The following is a 20,144-nucleotide window of genomic DNA, read 5'->3' on the forward strand; positions in this document are numbered from 1 at the left end:
CCAGCTTAATCATTCGCTCGTTTAAATTCTCGCAAACGCCCTTTAAACGCCAGCTGCACCCATTCCCAGCGTTTATTAAGGGAAAGTCGTGCTGGAATCAAAGGCATAAACCCAACTAAATTTTGATTTCTTAACGCCGCTTCAAGATTGTTTTGCTCTCGAATTAAAGCATTACTGATATCTTCATCCGTAATCGTTCGCGATTTTTCGAGTGGATTGCCAATTTGAATTAAAATAAAAGGTTTTTCTTCTTTCAAAAATTCATAGCGAAAAATAACCGGTAAAAGTTGCGCGCGCGGCACGTTATTAGCCAAATAGGCTGTTCCCTCTTTTACTTCAATGGGAGTGTAGATAGAAGTCGTCTTTCCTTGAGGGAAAATCCAGCATAATGATTCAGGATTTTGCAATAATTGAATCGTATAACGCACCGAAGCCGCCGCACGAAGAGGATTGGACGTGTCGACCGAATACATTCCCAGCCAAGTGAAAAAACGATAATATTTTAATTGTTTTTCCTCCATCATACAAAAAGTCGCTTTTTGCGAATTGAATCGTGTTAGATAAAAAGTCAAAAAACCATCCCACCAATTAGTATGATTAGCAAAACAAATAGCTGGATGCGTTTTTTCCAATTTAGAATAGTTTTCTAAACCTTTAACATAAATGCCTGAAAAATTACGTCGCAAAAGCCAGCGACAATAAAGGTAAAAAAGACTGTCCAACAAAGGATTTTTATTGGCGGGAATCACAAGAACCCTTTTTATAAAGCCAATAAGCTTTTAAAACAAGTCGGAGTTTTTTGAATAAAGAGACATGATGCCTAACAGAAACATCATAGTCGTGTTTGGCAATCTCATCCAAAATCGCAGCATACACATATCTCATAATCCAAACCGTAAATTGAGAACCATCATCAGCCAAAGAAGAAATGCCTTTTTCGCTTGTTAGATAATATTCTTGCGCACGTTGAGCAAAGAAAATGGCGTATTTTTTCCAATTTTCCTGAGTAAAACCGTTTGTTAAATCGACCTGATACGACTCCAATTCTTCTGCAGGTAAATAAACTCGATGGTTTTCATAATCTTCTTTCACATCACGTAAAATATTGGTCAATTGCATCGCAATCCCCAGGCTAATCGCGTGCTCTTTCGCGTTCGGATCTTTTATTTCAAAAATGTGACTCATGATAAGTCCCACCACTGACGCAACGTAATAACAATAATCCTCCAGATCTAACCAGGTCTTGATTTGAATGGAAGGTTGAGCATCCATTTCTACTCCTTTGATTAAATTTTCAAAGTGGCCTTTCGGGATTCGATAAGTTCGAATCGTGGAATAAAAAGCGTCTGCCCAATCGAATTGCTCTGGAACATTTTTGGAATAAAATTGATTCAGTATCTTTCTAAGGTTCTGAGCAACTTCCAATTGATCTTCAAAAGATGTGCTGCAATCCATTCTATCATCGACATAACGACAAAAAGCGTAAACAGCATAAGCAGCATCTTTTTTCTTTTTAGGTAAAGCGAAGGAAGCAAAGTAAAAACTTCTAGCATGTTGACGAGTCATTTCCCGAGCGGCTTGGAAACTTTGCTGCAAATGTGAAGATTTAGCGGTTGGCATTCAAAAAATAATTACGCTGCTTTTCACTAATTGGCATTTCCATTTTTTCCATTACCATTAGTAAATCCTCCCAAACTTTGCGTTTTTCAGTGTTGCTCTGATTTCTTAAAAGATAAGCGGGATGATAAGTTGGCATTACTGGGATATCTTGAAATTGAAGCCAGTGCCCACGCAATTTCCCAATCGGCGCTTCGACCCCTAAAAGACCAGTAACCGCCGTTGCACCCAACGCAATAATAGCTTTCGGTTGAATTAGTTCAATCTGCTCCTTGAGATAAGGTAAACAAGTGTTCATCTCTTCAATGGTTGGTTTACGATTGCCTGGCGCACCTGGCGGCATATCGGGACGACATTTCAAAACATTGGAAATATAAACTTCATCACGCGATAAATCCATTGCTTCCAACATTTTATTGAGTAATTGTCCAGCCCGCCCCACAAAAGGTTCCCCCAAACGATCCTCATCCGCTCCAGGGGCTTCTCCAACCAACATCAATTGGGCATCAATATTGCCAATACCGAAAACAACCTGAGTGCGACTCCTGACAAGATGCGGACACTTTTGACAGACCAATGCAATGTTTTTTAAATGTTCAAGTTTCTTTTTTTTATCGTTTTCAGAAAGATGTTCATGATGCGTTTTTTCTGAATTTTCTTTTTTCATAGAGGATAGATTTGGAGTTATTTTGGAAAAATCCGCAACACTTGAAAATCGAATAAAACGATCTCCTCGTTTTTTGCGTTGCTCTAAATATTGCAAAAGAATTTCAGAAGTTTTTGCCATGACGCAGTTGCTCAAGTAAGTGAATAAAATCTTCGGGCAAACCCGCCTCAATTACCATCTCTTTTTTAGTAAGAGGATGCTGAAAAATAAGTCGTCTCGCATGCAGCATTTGCCGAGGTGCTTGAGATGCAACTTTACCATAAAGTTTATCTCCAAGCACCGGACATCCTATGGAAAGCAAATGAACTCGGATTTGATGCGTACGCCCTGTTAAAATTTGACACTCTAAAAAGCTCGCAGCCTTGAATTTCTCTATTATTTTATATCGCGTAATAGCTAGTTTGCCTTTTTTCGAAACTGCCATCTTTTTTCGATGAACGGGATGCCTCTCTATTGCTGATATAATTTCTCCTTCCGATTTCTTAGGGAAAGATTGGGCTAAAACTTGATAAAATTTTTGAATTTTTCGATCCTTAAATTGCTGTGATAAAGCCTGATGAGCTTTATCAGTTTTAGTAACAAGCAACACGCCACTTGTTTCCTTATCCAAACGATGAACGATTCCTGGCCTTTCCACACCACCGATCCCCGAAAGCGAGCCCCGGCAATGATGCAACAAAGCGTTAACCAGTGTCCCTTCAGAATGTCCAGGAGCCGGATGCACAACCAAACCCTGCGGTTTGTTAATTGCTAGAAATTCATCATCTTCATATAAAATCTGCAATGCAATTTCTTCGGGTTTCAAATTCAAAGATTGCATCGGCGGAAAATGAATCGTTATCTCATCTCCTATTCGAACTCGAATAGAAGATTTCGCCGATTTTTGATTTACTAAAATACACGAACCGCGAATTAATTGTTGAATCCGAGAGCGCGTTAATTCAGGATTTTTTTTAACCAACCATTGATCAACGCGCAACCCCGCTTCATCCACAAATAAAACCCGATCCATATCAATGGATTACTCTAACCTACTCAGGGAAAAATTTTTCAAATTTTACCGTGCCATCTGCCATAACAACGACATTTCCCGAAGAATATATCTGATTTTTTCCAACAAACAAATAAAGTTGATCTCGATCCTCTGCATAAAAAAAATCTTTAGGACAAACTCCACCATAAAAAAAATCTGGTAGATCACCTGCTTGATGTTTGGGCTGAGTCGGATCATACCAAGCCTCATCAGGAACACCATAAGCTTTAAGCTGCCTTTGCCACCATTTCATATCACTGGACAATTGTTCCGTAGATTTTGCAGTTTCTGGATTCATATCATCAAACATTTTTTGCGCTCCAGAATAAAGTTGTTGAGCACGAGAGAGACACTTGGTTGTATTAATGTGCTTACGAAACGTGAAAAATGTGGGTATTGAAATCCCTATCAACAATGCGATTAGAGACATTGTAATTAAAAGTTCTAAAAGAGTAAAAGCCTTTTGCGATTTCAAACCTTAAGACATTAACGATAAACTTTCGTTGTGGGAATACCAAAAAAATTCGGAACAGTAGAGATTTTTTTTGCCTCAACTATAACACCTGGGACTGTTTTAGAACTTCTTATAATAGTAACCCCAGTTTGCCTATCAAAATCCACACGCATATTATTGTTATCAGAGGTGTACTCAACGTTACCTCTCATTATTTTTCCAGGCGCTTTTTTCTGATAAAACATTATTCCTTCAACTAATAATTCAGCTGAAAATCTTTGAATAAATGGAATTTCTACGGGGCCAAATGAAAAGGTAATATTCCTATTTTTAGAATCACCTGGTATAGAAATAATATTAGTCCCAGAACCTAGGGTGCTTCCAAAAGGTAAAACCAAAACGGATCCTCGCGTATTAACTTTTCTTCCCGCAACAAATAAAAACCCTTGCAAAACTCGACCTTCATGAAATCCCAGGGGGCTAAAATTTAAAGTAAAAGTAAAAAGTCCTCCATTCAAAACAAAAGTAAAACCTTCTCCAGTAGTATCATTAAAAGTAATAGGAATACGTTGTGGTCCAATCATACATTGATAAGTTCCAACAATTTTAATATCTCGTTCAGCTTGGGCTTTAAGCTGAGTACTGTTAACAAACACTAATGTTAAAACAACAAGTAAAATTATGATTTTTTGTTTCATAGACTTAGCGGCTTGCAGTTTTTTGTGAAGGTATGACTAATGGTTCAGGTGGATTGACTAATTCTCCTGTTGGCGTAATTAATTTAGGGGTCACAAAAATCACCAAATTCTTTTTAATCGATTGCTCTACATCTGAACGAAAAAATCGACCTAAAAGAGGAATATCGCCAAGAATGGGAATCTTATCTTTAATTTTTTGAACATCTTCACGTAATAAACCGCCTAAAATAACGGTGGACCCATCTTTAACCTGAACACTTGTCTCAATACGTCGAGAATTAAATACTGGCATATTAATAACGTTTTCAGTTAAAACAAAGGTTTGATCCCCATCAGCTACGGTCATAGGTGTACCATAATTAATAAATCCTTCAAAATCTTCGACCAAAGGAACAAGATTAAGATCAATCGTTTGATTATCAGGACCAACCTCCGGGGTGACGTTTAAAATAACACCGACTTCTCTATCAGTAAAATTAGAAGGTTGTGCCGGAGTAATAACAGGCGGCGGTTGACTAATAAGATTATTAACGTCATTTGCTCCACCACTTGATGTGGTAGGAGGCAATTCAGGAGCATCATAAGTATCAGCATAAGAAAATCGACGAACAATTTTTATGGTAGCTTGTTCACCACTACGAGCCACCACTTTCGGCGCTGACAAAAGATCGACTGATTTTTTCTGAGCTAAAGTTCGGATTAAAACATCAATATTATATTTGGCAATACCCACAGCAAAATTAAAGCTATTGGGTATAGGTCTCGCATCAATACCGTTATTTTGAGAAAGCAAAGCATCGACTGAATTAGGTTTGATATGAGCCGAACTTCGTAATCCATCAAAATGGTTTAATCCATCCATATCAAGAGGGGAAAAATTACCTGATGGACGAGTATAATTTCCCTCTTTCACTACGTTCATTGCAATCGAAAGTTCATCAAAATCGGTTTGATTAAGTTCGATAAACTTGGCCTCAATTTCAACCTGAGCAGGAATATCGGTTGGAGAACCAACTAAGGCATCAATGAGCTCCAAATTAGCCGGAGAATTTCGAACAGTCAATTTACTGGACGCTGAAGAATAAGAAGCGCTAGCGCCTTCAGGAAAAGTAACACCTCGTGATTCTAAAACTTTTCGAATATCGGTTTCTCGCTCAAATTGCACTTTTTCCATAAGAGAACGACTAAAAGATCTTCGTGTGCGAGAACCCCCTTGTTGTTCTCCACCCGTTTCAACATTAAAAAAGTCTGGTTTAACACGATACTCTTTGGTCAATAACTGATCGGTTGGCGCTGTTAAAGGAAGAATACTCACCGAAAACTCATCCATTTGATATTTTAAATTGGCTAAACGCGTCGCATAACGAATGACTTCCTCTAAAGGAACACTCTGAAGATTTAATGTTACCTCAGATCCCATTGAGTCAGGAGTTAAACGCGAAACAAAATTAATACCCTTTCTTTCGGGATCGAGTTCTTTACTTTTTACATTGAGAAAATCAATAACATCTAAAATGCTAGCTCGATCAAAAGCTACTTGAGGCAGAATAATCGTTTTTAATTTTCTGCTAAGATTTTCTACATTGGAACGTGTTAAAGGGGCATTGGCAAAAATTCCGGAATCCGAAATCACATCTTTGGGAATGGGCATTTCCCATTTTTCAGTAACTTCAGTCATGCCTTGAAAACGAGCTACTTCTTGAGCTTTTTTAGCATAACGCAACTTATGATCTAACACCTTATCTAATCGCTTACGTGCCGTGCTATTGAAAGGATCGATCGTCAAAATTTGCTGATATTTTTTCTCTGCCTCATCAAATTGAGCCGTGTCCAATAAATCATCACCCTCTTGCAACAAAGTATTCACATCTGCCACATCTTTTAAATAACGCGGAGTAATAGCAGGATTATCACGTTCAATCATGGGCTTACCCTCTTGATCTAAAGCAATACCCATCGCAGCATACAAACTCGCTCGCTCTGCTTGAATGCGAGAATCTTTAGGCGCAAAAGATAACGCTTCATCAGCATTCGCTCTAGCTTCATCCAAAAGGTTGGCTTTTAAATTTTCATGAGCTAATTGTATCAAGGCAACGGCTGCCCCATCATAAGCCTTATTTTGCAACGGCGCGGTCGCCGGAGAAGGAGCCGGTAAAAGAGCTACAATCGCACGATATTTTTCTAAAGCTTCTTTATAACCTTGCGCTTCTAACAAAGCATTTCCCTCTCTGAGTAAAGCAGTTCCTCGAATCACAGCTTGTTGACGCTTTAATACTGCAGTTTGAGAAGCTTTTTGTGCGCTGATATAATCGGACTGATCAACATTCCCATTCCCTAGCAAAGCCAAAGGTGCTATACCTAATAAAAAGAAACAAAAAATTTTATAATAACAAAGTTTCATTTATTTCATCCTTCCCTGAGGCTCATTTACTATCCTCAACTCCTGAGGCTCTTGAGTCGAATCCCAACGAGGAACCTCAGCAAAAGTAGGATTATTATCAAAGCTTTGTGTATCTTCAAAATTACGTTTATTAAAAAGTTCTCCATCAGATCGAATCAAATTACAGGTAACAAAAATCAACAGATTCTTTTTAATGCTTTGATCAATTTTCGAACGGAAAAGACGCCCTAATAATGGTAAATCGCCCAGTAAAGGAATTTTATCATCAACTTTTTGAATGTCTTCCCGGATTAATCCACCTAATAAAACTGTTTGACCATCTTCAATACTCAATCGCGTTTTAACCTCTCGATAATTAAAAACAGGTGTGTTAATAATATTATCAGCGACTTTAACTGCTTGAGACGTTCCCAAGTCTAAAGCATTAATAGGATTTCCATAATTAATGAATCCTTCAAAATCGACAACTCTAGGTGTTAACTGAAGATCAATCGTTTGATTATCAGGATAAAGTTGAGGATTGACCGTCAAAATGACGCCGATCTGCTCATTTTTAAAAGTCGAAGGAGTTGAAGGAGTCACAGCACGGTAGCCATTTCCACTCGGCAACTGTGAAATAGACGCATCAATTTGAGGTGGCTCAATAGCTTGAGGATCAGGATAAAAAAAGTCGCGAGCAATACGAATTTCAGCATCTTGAGAAGGTTTAGTGACTACTTTGGGCACAGCTAAAAGATCAGCACCCGTTTTTTGTGAAAGCGCATAAACTAACAATTCAAACTTATACTTACTTAATGAAATCGCACTTTGAAACGCTGTTCCTAAAGGCCCTGCAAAAGCGGTAGCGGCTCCTGCTAATAAAGCATCAAAAGTATTAGCATTAATAGCATTTCCTCCCACTGCTAAATCTACCGGTAATCCCAAAACCTCCGTTGAAGCCGAAGGAGCTGAAGTTCTTAAACCAGGAGTATCAGTTGGAGCCGATTGAGAACGTCCTCTTCGATTAATATTCCAACGGAAAGAAAGCTCATCCAAATCAGTCTGATTCACCTCCATAAAACGAGTTTCGATTTGAACCTGAGGAACTTCCTGACTTTCCGAACTAATCACACTTTCAATCAAAGCTAAATTATCCAATGTATTTCGAACTACGAGCAAACTTCCATTCGACAAATAATTAGCCGAGGAGCCGGGAGGAAATTGAACACCATAAGTTTCTAATTTTGTCTTCACTTCTTCACGAGCAATATTGACTGATTCACTTAACGTGCCACCGTCCTTGCTCTCAATTTTCGCGCCAATAAAACCCGCTGGCACTTGGAACGTGCGAGTAAATAACGCCTCAATATTTTCTGAAGCCGGCGCCACTAAAACTGCATATTCCTCCACTTTATAGATCAAATCCGCTTGTTTTGCGATAAGATCCAAAACCGCGGCCAAAGGCAAATTTTCTAAGTTCAAAGTAATGCGACGCGCATCAATCGTTTCAATCGAAACCTGCTCGCCAGCGCTCGGTTGACTTTCTGCAGCATCTGAAACAGTTGCAATCGTGGTCTTCAAAACAAAATTCAAACCTTGCCCAGTCGGATCTAACTCTTTGGATTTAGCCTGTAAAAAAGTCACCGCTTCTTCCACCGATGCTTCGTCAAAATTAATTTTATCAATAATAATATTGTTTAACTTTTCCTCAATACGTGCCGTATTCGACAAACTCGCAGCAGAAACACTTCTCTCTTCGCGAGGCTTCAAAATATTACGATTCACCGGATTACTCCAAGCTTTCGTCACTTCATAAAGCATTTCTTTACGACTATTCTCTTTAGCATCTTTGGCATATTTCAAACGCAGTTGAGAAACTCGCTTCAAACCGTCCTGTGCAGCCTTATTATAAGGATCAATCGCCAAAACCTTTTTAAAGTTTTCTTCTGACTTAATATATTGCCCAGTTTCGCGCTGTTTTTCGCCTAAATCCAAAAGCCGTTTCACTTCTCCAACAGCTTGCACAAACTCAGGTGTCACTGCAGAATTGGGCTCAATTACCAATCCCTCACCCGATTGTTTTTGAATCGTCTTAGCAAGTTTCTGCAACTCCTTATCTTCAGGAGAATAAGCTAACGCCTCAGAAACATAGCCTCCTGCTGTCTGAAATTTTCGCGTTTCCAAAGCCTCCTCAGCCAAACGCATATTAGCCATCGTCAACCCCTCAGCCGCAGCCTGATAAAGATCGAAAGTATTCGTTGTCATCGGCAAATTCTGCAAAACAAAACGATAACGATCCGCTGCAGAAACATATTCTTTAGCGGAATAAAGCTGTTCGCCTTCCACTAAAGCTTTTTTGCTGCCAGTAAAAAGTTTTTGTCGTCGCGCTGTTTCATTTTGCAAAGCGCGATCAACTGCTGCATTTTCAGCATAAACCATGTTTTGCGTCAAAAAAATGGAACCTAAGAAAAAACCAAGACAAAAGAAACGATTGCTACCCTTCAATCTCATAAAGTAAGTCGATAGTGAATAGAGCCTTTCTTGAATGCAAGAATTAATTTCCCTTATTTTTAAAATATTCAAAATTAATTATTGACTTGGAATCTGTAGCATTTCCTTTTCCGTGCCATCTTCCGATAAAGCCATAATCTCCGCACCGGTTTCACTCAAATTTTTCACGCGATAATTTATTCCGCGAAACGTAATCTCTTGAGCTTTTTCTACAGGATAATTTTTATTTTCTAATAAATCTACCAACGTTCCCGTTAAAATGGGCGCATCCGACACCTGTTTCATTACCAACGTTAAACGTTCGCCTGTCACCTCATTCACCACGTCCAACTCCGATTCATCATAAGGCAACATCACTCCTTGCATTTTAGGATTTTCTCGTTCCCCTTTTTTCTCGCGATATTCTTCCACTCGCCAATCTTCAAACTTATCACCTTTTTTCACAGAATTGGAACGATGTCTTCGATCGCGCGGATGGGAAAGCTTGACTTGGAAAAATGTCTGTCCTCCCACTTCGTTGACCCCAGTAAACTCCAGCGAATACGGTTTCGCCTCAAAATTCGTCAAACGCAATTTCGTTGTAAAAGGGGGATGCGATTCCGCCTTCAAGGGATCCGTCTTGCCCAAATACTCATCCTTATTCGTAAAACCATCTTTATCGGGATCCTGATCTGCGACGGTTGGATCACTCAGACTAAAACCATACTGTTCTTTCCACAATGGCGCAATCCCATCAACCCCCGCTTCATCAGGTCGATACAATTTCAACTTACGCTCATCCGCCAACCATTCCAACTTTCGAGAAATAAACAAACGATGCCCATTCTCAGCAGCCTTCCACTCCTCATTTTGATCCAACTCTTTTCCCAAATCTTGATATTGATCCAAATCCTCACGGACCTTTGCATTGCCACCCAACACTTCCGCCACCGCTTGGGGAGGAGCTGTAGAAAAAGACAACGCTTTAAAAATGGCGACGCCCAATAAAATTAACAACACGCTAAACAACAACGTCCATTCAATATTTTTTTTTGCCCAATTCATTTTTTAACACTCACATTTTCATCACTCTGCCAATTAATATAATCAATTCTCATCGTAATGCGAATCGTCTCCTCACCTAAAATCAAATTAGCCGCCACACTTTTAGGACCTTCCGAAGTTGCGCCCTTAGTCTTCAAATCCTCTACTGTCGGCGGTTCCCCTCGTTCATTAATAACCTCCAAAGAACGCACTATCCAAAAAGGCTGAGCGCCATTTTCCTGGCCTTCCCCACCTCTTTCATTCAAAGCATCCACAATTTTTCTCAAACTCGTATCCGTTCCGACAAATTGAAAAACAAATGGAAGAGTTCGATAAAAAAGCCCTTCGCGATCCAATGACATAGCGGGCAACAACTCTCCCAACTCCCCCTCACTTCCACGCACAGGTTGTCGAGTTGCTGCGGCCGCTCCAGAACTTTGGGTTAGCAAATCTTCCACAGGCAAACGCGACACACTCTTTAACTCATTAATTCCCGATTCAAATAACAACTGCGTCAACCGCTCAATAATTCTCAACTCTTGCGTTAAAAACACCGTCGCCTCCGGCGCTGGAATACTGGTTAAATAGCGACCAAACCCAAACGAAAAATTTTCTGGTAATGTAACAGGATTTCTTGCCTTTTGCGCCATCTCCACCAAACGATCGCGCGTATTGCGAAATTCCGTTTGAAAATCGATCGGATTCAAAGCCTCGCCTTGAATTTGTCCCTGCTTCAATTCAGCAATAGCCGGCTGTAAATAACTTTCCAACTGCTGCGCCTTCTCCTGATAAACTTTCGTATTGGCCTCACTCGGAAACACCGATTGCCCACGATAACGCGATAACGTCATCGCCTGCGACTCCAAATCCGTATTCAACGAACTCACCCGTTGCCCTTCATGCCACCAAAAATAACCGCCCACTGCACTAATCACTATCGCCACCAACAGCGCCTGAGAAGTTTCACGATTTTTCTTAAACCAATCCATATTACTTTTTTCTCATTTCTCTATTTTTCTTAAGGCACCAAAGGAATCGGCGTCTTTAGCTTTGCCTTAATTTTAAAATTCAATGCCAACCGCTTTTCTTCCACCGAAACCACATCTACCGTCACCAACTTGGGATCGGCTATATCCTGCTCTGTCATCGCAAAAAATTGAGATTGCGGAAATTTCTTCAAAAAATTACCAATCACTTCCTGTCCATCAATTCGCAAATCCGGCGTTTGCAAATCAGCCGGATTAATATTTTCATACGACCCCTCAATCAATAAATGCGTGATCTGCGTCGCATCCGCAGCAGCAGACTGAGGCTTGCCCGTAGTGCGCTTGGGCGGCGCTGTAATCGGACTCACCACCATCGGCAACTCCCGATCATCAAAAGCCGGTTTCAAAGCAGTAATCCAGACTCCCACAGGAATCATCGTATTTAACTCCTTCAACAAACCTGGCCAATAACGACGCATCTTAATTAAGCCATCAATCTGCTCCGCCTCACTCAAAGCCTTCTCATATCGCGTCTGCACTGCTTTCAACTCACGATTCGCCGACTCCAAAGTGCCTACCTCGCCCGAAATCGTTGCTAACTGCGCTTGCAAAATATTTCCTTTACGCCAATGACTCGCCCATAGCACCCCAAACAAAACCACCAAAGCCGCCGCCAATGCCACTTGCAAACTGCGTCTTTTTCCCGAAGCTCGTGACGCCTCAACACTTGCCGGCACCAAATTAATATCTAACGGACAAGGCCCTGTTGCATGCAACGCCAAACCCACCGTCTCGCCCAACCAAGCCGCCGAACGCACCAACGTCTCACGCGAAATCGAAGGGGCCACAGCCACATTCCGTAAAGGATTAAAAAATTCAATTGGCACACGCAACTTTTCCGAAAAGAAAAGATCCATATAAGCCAACAAACTCGATCCACCAGTTAACAAAATTCGCATCGGAGCGCTGCCCCCTTGTTGACTGCGATAAGACACGATCGAACGCGACACTTCTGAATGCAAACGCGTTAAAATGCCGCGAATCACCTTGGAAATGCGGGCCGCCGTTGCATCATCGGGATCTGCATAAGCGCCACCTAACCCCACAAACCCTTTTTCCTGCTTCAACTGCTCTGCTTCAGCAAACGACAATTGCATATCCGTTGCAATCGCCTGAGTAATCTGATTGCCACCAATCGGCACACCACGAATGAAAATTTTACCATCTTCCGCAAAAATGAGTTGAGTCGATTTCGCGCCAATATCTAAAATCAACGTGCAACCTTCATAATCGGGATAATTAAAACGAAACGCATTATAAAGCGATAAAGGTCCCACGCCTACACGCTCCGCAACACAACCCGTCGCGCTCACCCCCGAATTGATACGATCCAACATCTCTGCCTTAATCGCAACAATCACGGCCTCCAAATCCGAATTCTTCACCGATTGAACTAACTGATAATCCCACACCACTTGATCCATGGGGAAAGGAACATTCTGTTGCGCTTCAAAGCGCACCATCTGCGTAACCTGCTCAGGAGCTGAAGGAGGCAACTTCACAAAACGCGTAAAAACCGATTGACCCGAAATACAATAATAAATCGAAGTGCCTTGACTTATCTTGCCCGTCAAAACCCGCCGCAACACATTGGCAACAGCTTTCTCTCGCTCCTCTTCCGAGGCTCCTTCCAACGCAATTGTCTCAATGACTGCCCCCTCCAACAATAAGCCACCCGCTGTAGAACTATAAAAACCCACACTAATACTGTGGCTACCTAAATTAATCGCAATTACCCTACCGCTTTTACTCATCGTTTCTCCAAGACTATTTTCAAAACCATTTCAAAAAAATGATGCCATTAAGGACTGTTTGTCTCCATCATAGTAGTCACCTCCGGTCGAGGCAAAGGCGCCGTCATGCGAGGCATCGCGCTACTACCACCACTACCCGACTCTCTTAAAGGCGGATAATGTTCCCAATAATCCATCGCCCAAGGCGTCTTCGTAATTGGCATTAACACCCCTGTCTTACCACCTTTTAAAAACCAGTCTGCTTCCGCCACCCGCTCAGCGCGACGTGTCTCCGCCCAAGACACTCGCTTTCCATCTACAAACACTTCCGCTGCCATCGCTGACTGCTTAAAAGCTTGTTCTCCGCCATACATTTCCACCTGAAACGGCGACAAATAAGCCGAAGCAAAATAACCTTCGCCCAAAGCCAAAGGCCCGTAATGCAATTCTATCGACAAAACTTCCTGATCCAAATCCTGCGGCCGTTGCGGCTGCGGCGTTAAAAGATGAAGCTTCACCATCACATCCTGAAAAAAACCGCCCCCCGGCTGCTCCAACTCTTCCCGAGACAATCGCGGATTCAAACTATATTCCACCTCAACTTCCAACCATTTCATACGCGGCCCTCTTAAAGGATCCGAAGGCCGTTTCAATTCCACAGCATTCACACCACGTTTCGGCGTTTCAACAAATTCTATTTTAATATTATTAGGTTTAATCTCAAACCCTGGCACCTGGTCAAAATTTTCCTGATCAGAAAAAGGCATTGGATCTTGAGGCTCTTGTCCTCCTACCACCATACAACTCCCTACCAATGCCGCTACTAAGATAAAAAAGTGTCGGCTCATACCTACCTATTTGCCAAAAAAAGAGTATAGGTCAAACTTTATATTAGTGATTATTAACTCGTGACCAGTGACAAGTAATCGGCTATTAATCACCAACTAATCTAGATAGTGTTTAGTATCGTCACGAAATAGCTAAAAGGTAAACGTATTAAGACTAGATCTCCAGGTCACCGCCTTTAAGCCACGACAATTAGCTTAATCGACGTCGGCAAATGGCGCGCGACTTGCGTAATGACATTACCTTGAATCAAATTAATAATTGCTGCGCGATTCGAACTACCCATCACCAAAAAATCCACTCCCAATGTGGATGCCACATCTAAAATCGTCTCAGAAGGATTACTGCTCTGACTATACAACGTTCGCACCGCCACCTCATTGCCAATCCCCTTTACCTGATTAAAAAACGACACGGCATAAGCGTCATCCTGCCAACGCCCGCCAATATCCAACGTCACTGCCACCTGCTTAATATAAAGCACAAACAAACTGGCTCCCCGTAACTTGGCTTCATCCAAGGCAAACTGCACCGCCGGCGTCATCCCACGTGCAGCCACTAAAATCTTCGCTCCTCCTTCCATCACTTGGGTAGCTTCTTCTTTTTCAGCCTCAGAAGAACTTAATCCTAACTCCAATCCTGGCTGAGGTTCCACCGAAACTTCGACACCCTGTTTACGGGCCACATAACGCAATAAAAAGCCCATACTTAAAACTAAAATCATAAAAACCGTGGCAGAATGTTTGGTTATAGCAATCGTAACCCACACCCCAAACAAAACCAAAAACGTCATCAACATCACCACTCGCTCCCACCGTTTCATGGGCAATTTGCGATTCACTCCACACGAAAATAAATTAATACAAATTGCCCCCACGACACCAATGGCATACAACGAAGCCAAATACTTTACTCCTTGATCAGGACTCGCAGACTCCAAAACAATCACCGGCGCCACCATTGCCACAATCAATGGCACCCATGGCACACCGAAACGATTCAACTGCGTAAACGGTTTAGGCAACTCCCCATCATGCGCTAACAAATATAAAATCGCGATCAACCCACCAATTGCTGTATTGACTGCCGATAACAATAATAATCCAAAAACAATACCCACAATCCAACCAAACCAAGGCCCTATCCACAACTCGCCCATATAACGCAACAAATTAGCTTCCTTCGTCATCGCTTCTTTCGGCAAAGCCATCGCTAAAAAACCCAACAAAGCCGTCGCCACCGCCACCTCAACCAAAACAATCGTAATAGCCACCTTCGACGTCCGATGCACCGAAGGTTTTTCCGGCGTGCTGCCCGGATCTAAACGCATCACCCCCGTCGTGCTCGCAATCGCCTCCACCCCTGACAAAGCCAAAATAATACCTACAAAAGCCGCCCAATTGTGTCCAGCACCCCCTTGCATCGGCTCAATTCGAATTTCATCCAAATGAAATAAACCCGCAACTAACAAAACAATAACCACAAACAACGTCGGAGCCGCCAACCAAATCGCAATTCCACCAGTATGCTTCGGCCCAAAAAAATTTAAAAAACCGACACCAAAAATCGCCAAAGTCGCAAACCGCTGCGCCTCATACGATTCAAATCCAAAATAATGAAACGCCTCAAAACAACTCAACGACGCGGTAATAATATAATCCGCCACCAACATCAACGCCCCAATCACTGCAAGCTTTTGCGACAATCGCTGCGCTGAACTATAAACCCCACCCCCTGTAGGAAAATATTTGCAAATCCAAACATAATTCAACCCCACAATCGCCGTCAGAGCTGCTACCGCTAAAAAATGAGGCAACGCCGTATAACCCAGAAGCGCAAACCCAATCCCAATCACATACGCCTTGCTCGTCCCCCAATCCCCATAAAGCAAAGCAGCTGCCCGTGCCCAACCCACGTTGCGCGGACGACCTACCTTATTTAACTCCATCATTACATCCCCACTCTAAAAGAGATTTAACCAAAAATTCAAACAGGAAATTTGAATAATAACACTTCTTTAATGATTTAGCTTTAGCTATGACGCACAAAGCTGGGATGTTTGATTTAGGTAAAGTCGCCCAATTCAATCATATCATATCATCCTCGAACTCGATCCGAGAATCCACATTCCCACCCCATTGTCATTCCCGACTCGATCGAGAATCCATTCTTTATTTCTCTGGATCCCCGGGTCACCAAAGCGGGATGAGGAGTGTAGTTGACATTTTAGGATAGCGCTTAGCGCTCTTTGGGACTTCAGACAATTATATTAAAGCTTAACCGGGGCTCCCATTGTTCAGCAGTTACCTATTCCCGACAATCTTTTACCAAGGACTAGGCATCCCCCAACCCTTAGTCTGAGCAGCTTCACCAGCAATCCTAGCAGGTTCTTGAAAAGCTTGGCGGAGTTTATCGCCAGCTGGCCTGACCAAATGTTCATTGGCTAGTTCAGCTCCTTTACCAACAGCCGGGGCTACCATCTCTCCCACCTTACCACCCGCTGCTATGCCTGTTTTTACTACTGGTACAACCACAGGAGCAACTACATGCTCTGCTACAGGCAACACCACGTGGTCAACTGCTGCATCTACTGCCGGGTTAATGGCATAACAAAGTCCTACAGTCTCCACACAATCAGCTACATCAATCACATCAAGAGCGGCCTCTCCTAATTCAGCCCCCCTCTTTAACGCTTCTCTAGCCACCACACCCGCTCCCAAAGGATGCTCTCGACCAGACGGCTCTGGCTCTTCAGAAACCTGACTCACGTAAGCCACACCGCTTACCACAACAATCTTTTCAGATTTTGCCAGATAATTCCTAGATCTTGATTCGAGACTATTCAACAACTTATAGAAACATGCATCCGCCTCACGATAATCGTCCCAAGCTTGACGAAGTCTATCCGTATTTGGCTTTATTTGGGTATTGCCTAACTCTTCTGATAGAACACGTGAAAAAATTTCCAATTTCTCATTCTGATTAATAGTAACCTGTAAAAATTCGTCAAAATACTCAGCCAAAGCTTTAGCTTCAGCAGCAAGTTCACGACTAGCCTTACTAGGATTTAATGCTGCAATCTCATTAGCATGATGCAAAGCTTCTTTAGATATCTTATTCATTTCTTTCATAGAATGAATGAAACCTTTATTATCAGATATTATTCCTCCTACATCACTCAAAATATCGTTCCAAAAATAAATTTCTTCAGATGAATGAATTTTTTTTGGGGCTTTTGGGGCAATCGAAGATGATGGATCACCAAAATAATTATCCATTCTTTTTCTGATGCTCGCCAAAGCCTTAATGTAGGAAAAATCAAAACCCCTAACTCCTCTATTAAATTCATGTCCAGCCTGAGCTAAACGAGCAGCGTGATAATAAGGCTTATCAACATGGCTCGCAAGCCTAGCGAATCGTGCCTTTTTATAAGCTTCTTGAGCCTCTTGAATTCCATAAAGATCTTTATATGCTTCATCACAAGCATGATTAGCTTCTAAGAAAGCTTTTTCATTTTCTGGAGTAGAATCGGCTCGAAATCTTTGTTTCGCCAGAGTCATCTGGTCATGCGCTTCGTATGCTAGCTTATGAGCCTCTTCCAATTCCTCTGCAGCAAAGGGTGGGATCTCTATCTCTCTAGGCTTCGAACCGCTAATCCTATCCCAAGCATCACCAAGTTTTCTTCTCCAACCACTTTTGCTACCACCTTTACCCATAATAATTTCCTTAAATTTCCTCTTTTTAAGAATTAAACATAGAAAAAAATTTTGTCAAATACCCCCTCGCTACCAAACTTGTCATCCGTCATCCTCACCCTTACAGAAAATGCCAAATGCCAACCTTGTCATCCTCGTCCGTCAGCCGATGGATTTAGCAGCACTCAAAAGTTTATATCTTCTCACTACGTCAAATGACGTATTTCCAAACCGGAAAAAATATATAATAAAGAAATAATGAAAATCCAAATTAGCCTTTTACTTCTTTTTATCGGCCTCTGCCAATCGACCTGGAGCGCAATCAATGACAACTTTGCAAACCGCATCCCGCTCGTAGGTCTTCCGGTTACGGCTCAACTCCTAACCAACACCGACGCCACTGTCGAAGCCGGCGAACCTCAACATGCGGGTCTCGCTGACACCACCAACTCCGTCTGGTGGACCTGGACAGCGCCTGCTAATGGCGATTACGCTTTTTTAACCCTAGGCAGCGATTTCGATACCGTGCTTGCGCTTTATGAAGGAAACGCCGTCAACATGCTTACTACTTTAGCCTCGAATAATGATGCCAATTTAGGTGGCACTAACATCGTTAAACGCAGCTATCTTCATCTTAATCTAACCAATAGCCAAACCGTCCAAATCGCAGTATCCGGCACGGGCCCTGATAAAAGTAATAAAGGCCAAATCAAACTACAAATTGCCCAACGCCCGATTAATGACGATTTTGCCAATGCTCAACCCCTTTCCGGCCCCACACTTACCACAAACGCCACCACCCTTGGCGCTTCCAAAGAATCGAGCGAACCTCAACTTCAACCCACCGCCCCCGGCAGCGCTTCAATCTGGTGGCAATGGTCGCCCCCCACCAACGGCTCTTATGTCGTCTCAACAGAAGGCACAGGTTTTGACTCTCTCTTAGGCGTTTACACCGGCAACTCACTCAACGCACTCACACAAATACTACGCGCCAATAACACCAGCTCCAACTTAAACGAAATCGCATCCTTCCAAGCCGATGCTAACACAACTTACTTTATTACCGTCGATGGCAATGGACCACTGCAATTCGGCAATGTCGTCCTTAGCATTTATCCAGGAGCCGTCGAAAATTTTATTGACCCGAATCTGCTGGGTTTGGAAATCTCAATTCGCGCCCCTAAAAACGATGGAAAAACTTATAAAAAACGTGCCAGACGTGGCGTTCGAGCCCGAGCCAAATTCGTAGACACCACCGGCACCAACACCATCAAAAAAATTGAATACGCCGTCGTCAGTGGCACCAATTTAACCAACAGCGCCATTCCTAATCCTTTCATCAGCTTCGAAAAAGTTAAAATTCGTAAAAAAGGTAAAGTAGCTCGCGGTCGCACCACCATCGCATCCAACCTACCCAGTGGCGAAGTTCGCTTGGAAGTGCGCGCAGTCATCAACGACACCAACACCACCAGCACCGTGAAACGAACATTTAATTTGATTCGAAAGTAGAAACCTTCTTTTTCCATTCAGCCCAATAATACCCAAGCGCGATAGCTAACAACAAGCTATTGCGCACCACCATTCCTTGCGCTGTTTTTCCTAAAAAATTGAGCGCGCCAAAACAACTGCATTCTATCGCAATTCCCCGATAAATAGCCGATCCCAAAGCCCCCAAAAAAATGACCAATAAAAAACTGGCTGCCAAAGCTCCAACCCGTCGCCCCATCACCAATAACAAACCCGTAAAAACTTCAAAAATAAGCAACCCCATCGCCAACACCGGCAATAAAAATTCCGGTAACAAATGATAAGCCTTCATTGCCTTCACCAAATCCCAAGGCGCTTGCAATTTCATCACACCTGCCAACAAAAAAACAACTCCCAAAAAAAATTGTACTACTTGTAGCGCTTTCGAACACCAAAATTCCCGATTCTTCACCGCTCCACCTCCTGCCCCGACCTCTCCCACATTTCCCAACCCCCCGCAAAAACCATAACCTGATTCACACCTAGTCCCAATAACTTTTCCGCAACAATCCGACTATCCTCACAGTCCGCTCCAGAACAATAAACCACAACCTTCCGCTCCGCCAAATCTGACACTTTCAGATTTAACCTTTTCCAACCTTCCTCAAATTGACGCCTCGCCAAATTTAACGCACCAGGCACATGCCCCATTTGATAAAATCCACTATCCCTCGCATCCAAAATCACCACGTTTTGATCCGTCATCAATTTCAAAAATTCTGTTAAACTGATTTCGTGAACCAACGATTTTTTTTCCTGAATCGGTTCAACCAACGCTTGATGCCATCGGGGAAAATAACGTTTTCCAACTTGCACCGAAGCAAAGCCTAAACCGCAAGCAACAGCCCCCATTATTAAAACCTGAAAACAATCTTTAAAAAAAAATCTTATTCCCATGCAATGATCAGCTTACC

General features: G+C 42.3%; 17 protein-coding genes. 1 reads left to right on the forward strand and 16 read right to left on the reverse strand.

All coding sequences use genetic code 11. The features are described 5' to 3' along the window. Positions 1-5 precede the first annotated feature (5 nt). The 14 genes from K1X66_05720 to K1X66_05785 all read right to left on the reverse strand — a co-directional run bounded on the left by K1X66_05720 (position 6) and on the right by K1X66_05785 (position 17,724). Complete coding sequence (locus K1X66_05720) at positions 6-749, reverse strand: lysophospholipid acyltransferase family protein (protein MBX7157865.1); 744 nt, start codon at positions 747-749, stop codon at positions 6-8. Beyond that, the gene (locus K1X66_05725) at positions 733-1,620 is read right to left on the reverse strand and encodes a phytoene/squalene synthase family protein (protein MBX7157866.1); all 888 of its coding nucleotides are present in this window, start codon (positions 1,618-1,620) and stop codon (positions 733-735) included. The genes K1X66_05720 and K1X66_05725 overlap by 17 nt, the downstream gene beginning before the upstream one ends. Continuing rightward, positions 1,607-2,404 carry a uracil-DNA glycosylase gene (locus K1X66_05730; protein ID MBX7157867.1) on the reverse strand — a complete coding sequence of 266 codons (798 nt, stop codon included), beginning with the start codon at positions 2,402-2,404 and terminating at the stop codon, positions 1,607-1,609. Before K1X66_05730 ends, K1X66_05725 begins: the two co-directional genes overlap by 14 nt. Next, positions 2,388-3,302, reverse strand: coding sequence for an RluA family pseudouridine synthase (locus K1X66_05735; protein MBX7157868.1), 915 nt, complete (start codon positions 3,300-3,302; stop codon positions 2,388-2,390). Before K1X66_05735 ends, K1X66_05730 begins: the two co-directional genes overlap by 17 nt. 13 nt (positions 3,303-3,315) lie before the next feature. Beyond that, positions 3,316-3,792, reverse strand: coding sequence for a type II secretion system GspH family protein (locus K1X66_05740; protein ID MBX7157869.1), 477 nt, complete (start codon positions 3,790-3,792; stop codon positions 3,316-3,318). 11 nt (positions 3,793-3,803) lie between these two features. Beyond that, on the reverse strand, positions 3,804-4,469 hold the full coding sequence (locus tag K1X66_05745) for a hypothetical protein (protein ID MBX7157870.1): 666 nt from the start codon (positions 4,467-4,469) through the stop codon (positions 3,804-3,806). Positions 4,470-4,473: 4 nt separating this feature from the next. Then, complete coding sequence (locus K1X66_05750) at positions 4,474-6,870, reverse strand: hypothetical protein (protein ID MBX7157871.1); 2,397 nt, start codon at positions 6,868-6,870, stop codon at positions 4,474-4,476. After that, a complete protein-coding gene (locus K1X66_05755) occupies positions 6,871-9,360 on the reverse strand; it encodes a hypothetical protein (protein MBX7157872.1) in 2,490 nt (829 codons plus the stop codon). Positions 9,361-9,438: 78 nt separating this feature from the next. Further along, positions 9,439-10,404 carry a hypothetical protein gene (locus tag K1X66_05760; GenBank protein ID MBX7157873.1) on the reverse strand — a complete coding sequence of 322 codons (966 nt, stop codon included), beginning with the start codon at positions 10,402-10,404 and terminating at the stop codon, positions 9,439-9,441. Further along, positions 10,401-11,372 carry an Amuc_1100 family pilus-like protein gene (locus tag K1X66_05765; protein ID MBX7157874.1) on the reverse strand — a complete coding sequence of 324 codons (972 nt, stop codon included), beginning with the start codon at positions 11,370-11,372 and terminating at the stop codon, positions 10,401-10,403. Before K1X66_05765 ends, K1X66_05760 begins: the two co-directional genes overlap by 4 nt. Before the next feature lie 29 nt (positions 11,373-11,401). Then, positions 11,402-13,183, reverse strand: coding sequence for a pilus assembly protein PilM (pilM, locus tag K1X66_05770; protein MBX7157875.1), 1,782 nt, complete (start codon positions 13,181-13,183; stop codon positions 11,402-11,404). Positions 13,184-13,230: 47 nt separating this feature from the next. Beyond that, a complete protein-coding gene (locus K1X66_05775; protein ID MBX7157876.1) occupies positions 13,231-14,010 on the reverse strand; it encodes a hypothetical protein in 780 nt (259 codons plus the stop codon). Between the two features lie 176 nt (positions 14,011-14,186). After that, on the reverse strand, positions 14,187-15,959 hold the full coding sequence (locus K1X66_05780; protein ID MBX7157877.1) for an amino acid permease: 1,773 nt from the start codon (positions 15,957-15,959) through the stop codon (positions 14,187-14,189). Positions 15,960-16,332: 373 nt separating this feature from the next. Next, on the reverse strand, positions 16,333-17,724 hold the full coding sequence (locus tag K1X66_05785; protein ID MBX7157878.1) for a hypothetical protein: 1,392 nt from the start codon (positions 17,722-17,724) through the stop codon (positions 16,333-16,335). A gap of 237 nt (positions 17,725-17,961) precedes the next feature. Here K1X66_05785 and K1X66_05790 point away from each other — a divergent pair, with 237 nt between their 5' ends. After that, on the forward strand, positions 17,962-19,212 hold the full coding sequence (locus K1X66_05790) for a hypothetical protein (protein MBX7157879.1): 1,251 nt from the start codon (positions 17,962-17,964) through the stop codon (positions 19,210-19,212). On the opposite strand, the gene K1X66_05795 is transcribed toward K1X66_05790, so the two are convergent. Together K1X66_05795 and K1X66_05800 are read right to left on the reverse strand one after the other, a co-directional pair. Next, positions 19,193-19,672, reverse strand: coding sequence for a DoxX family protein (locus tag K1X66_05795; protein MBX7157880.1), 480 nt, complete (start codon positions 19,670-19,672; stop codon positions 19,193-19,195). The genes K1X66_05790 and K1X66_05795 overlap by 20 nt on opposite strands. Continuing rightward, positions 19,639-20,127: a rhodanese-like domain-containing protein gene (locus tag K1X66_05800; protein ID MBX7157881.1), complete on the reverse strand. Its 489-nt coding sequence runs from the start codon at positions 20,125-20,127 to the stop codon at positions 19,639-19,641. The genes K1X66_05795 and K1X66_05800 overlap by 34 nt, the downstream gene beginning before the upstream one ends. Positions 20,128-20,144 lie beyond the last annotated feature (17 nt).

Source organism: Verrucomicrobiia bacterium (assembly GCA_019694135.1).
Taxonomy (GTDB): Bacteria; Verrucomicrobiota; Verrucomicrobiia; order JADLBR01; family JAIBCM01; genus JAIBCM01.

Bases quoted from the DNA above. Each gene is read 5' to 3' on its own strand.
- pilM (MBX7157875.1), bottom strand. From the start codon at position 13,183: ATGAGTAAAAGCGGTAGGGTAATTGCGATTAATTTAGGTAGCCACAGT.
- K1X66_05775 (MBX7157876.1), bottom strand. From the start codon at position 14,010: ATGAGCCGACACTTTTTTATCTTAGTAGCGGCATTGGTAGGGAGTTGT.
- K1X66_05725 (MBX7157866.1), bottom strand. From the start codon at position 1,620: ATGCCAACCGCTAAATCTTCACATTTGCAGCAAAGTTTCCAAGCCGCT.
- K1X66_05755 (MBX7157872.1), bottom strand. From the start codon at position 9,360: ATGAGATTGAAGGGTAGCAATCGTTTCTTTTGTCTTGGTTTTTTCTTA.
- K1X66_05765 (MBX7157874.1), bottom strand. From the start codon at position 11,372: ATGGATTGGTTTAAGAAAAATCGTGAAACTTCTCAGGCGCTGTTGGTG.
- K1X66_05750 (MBX7157871.1), bottom strand. From the start codon at position 6,870: ATGAAACTTTGTTATTATAAAATTTTTTGTTTCTTTTTATTAGGTATA.
- K1X66_05785 (MBX7157878.1), bottom strand. From the start codon at position 17,724: ATGGGTAAAGGTGGTAGCAAAAGTGGTTGGAGAAGAAAACTTGGTGAT.
- K1X66_05730 (MBX7157867.1), bottom strand. From the start codon at position 2,404: ATGGCAAAAACTTCTGAAATTCTTTTGCAATATTTAGAGCAACGCAAA.
- K1X66_05745 (MBX7157870.1), bottom strand. From the start codon at position 4,469: ATGAAACAAAAAATCATAATTTTACTTGTTGTTTTAACATTAGTGTTT.
- K1X66_05760 (MBX7157873.1), bottom strand. From the start codon at position 10,404: ATGAATTGGGCAAAAAAAAATATTGAATGGACGTTGTTGTTTAGCGTG.
- K1X66_05780 (MBX7157877.1), bottom strand. From the start codon at position 15,959: ATGATGGAGTTAAATAAGGTAGGTCGTCCGCGCAACGTGGGTTGGGCA.
- K1X66_05790 (MBX7157879.1), top strand. From the start codon at position 17,962: ATGAAAATCCAAATTAGCCTTTTACTTCTTTTTATCGGCCTCTGCCAA.
- K1X66_05800 (MBX7157881.1), bottom strand. From the start codon at position 20,127: ATGGGAATAAGATTTTTTTTTAAAGATTGTTTTCAGGTTTTAATAATG.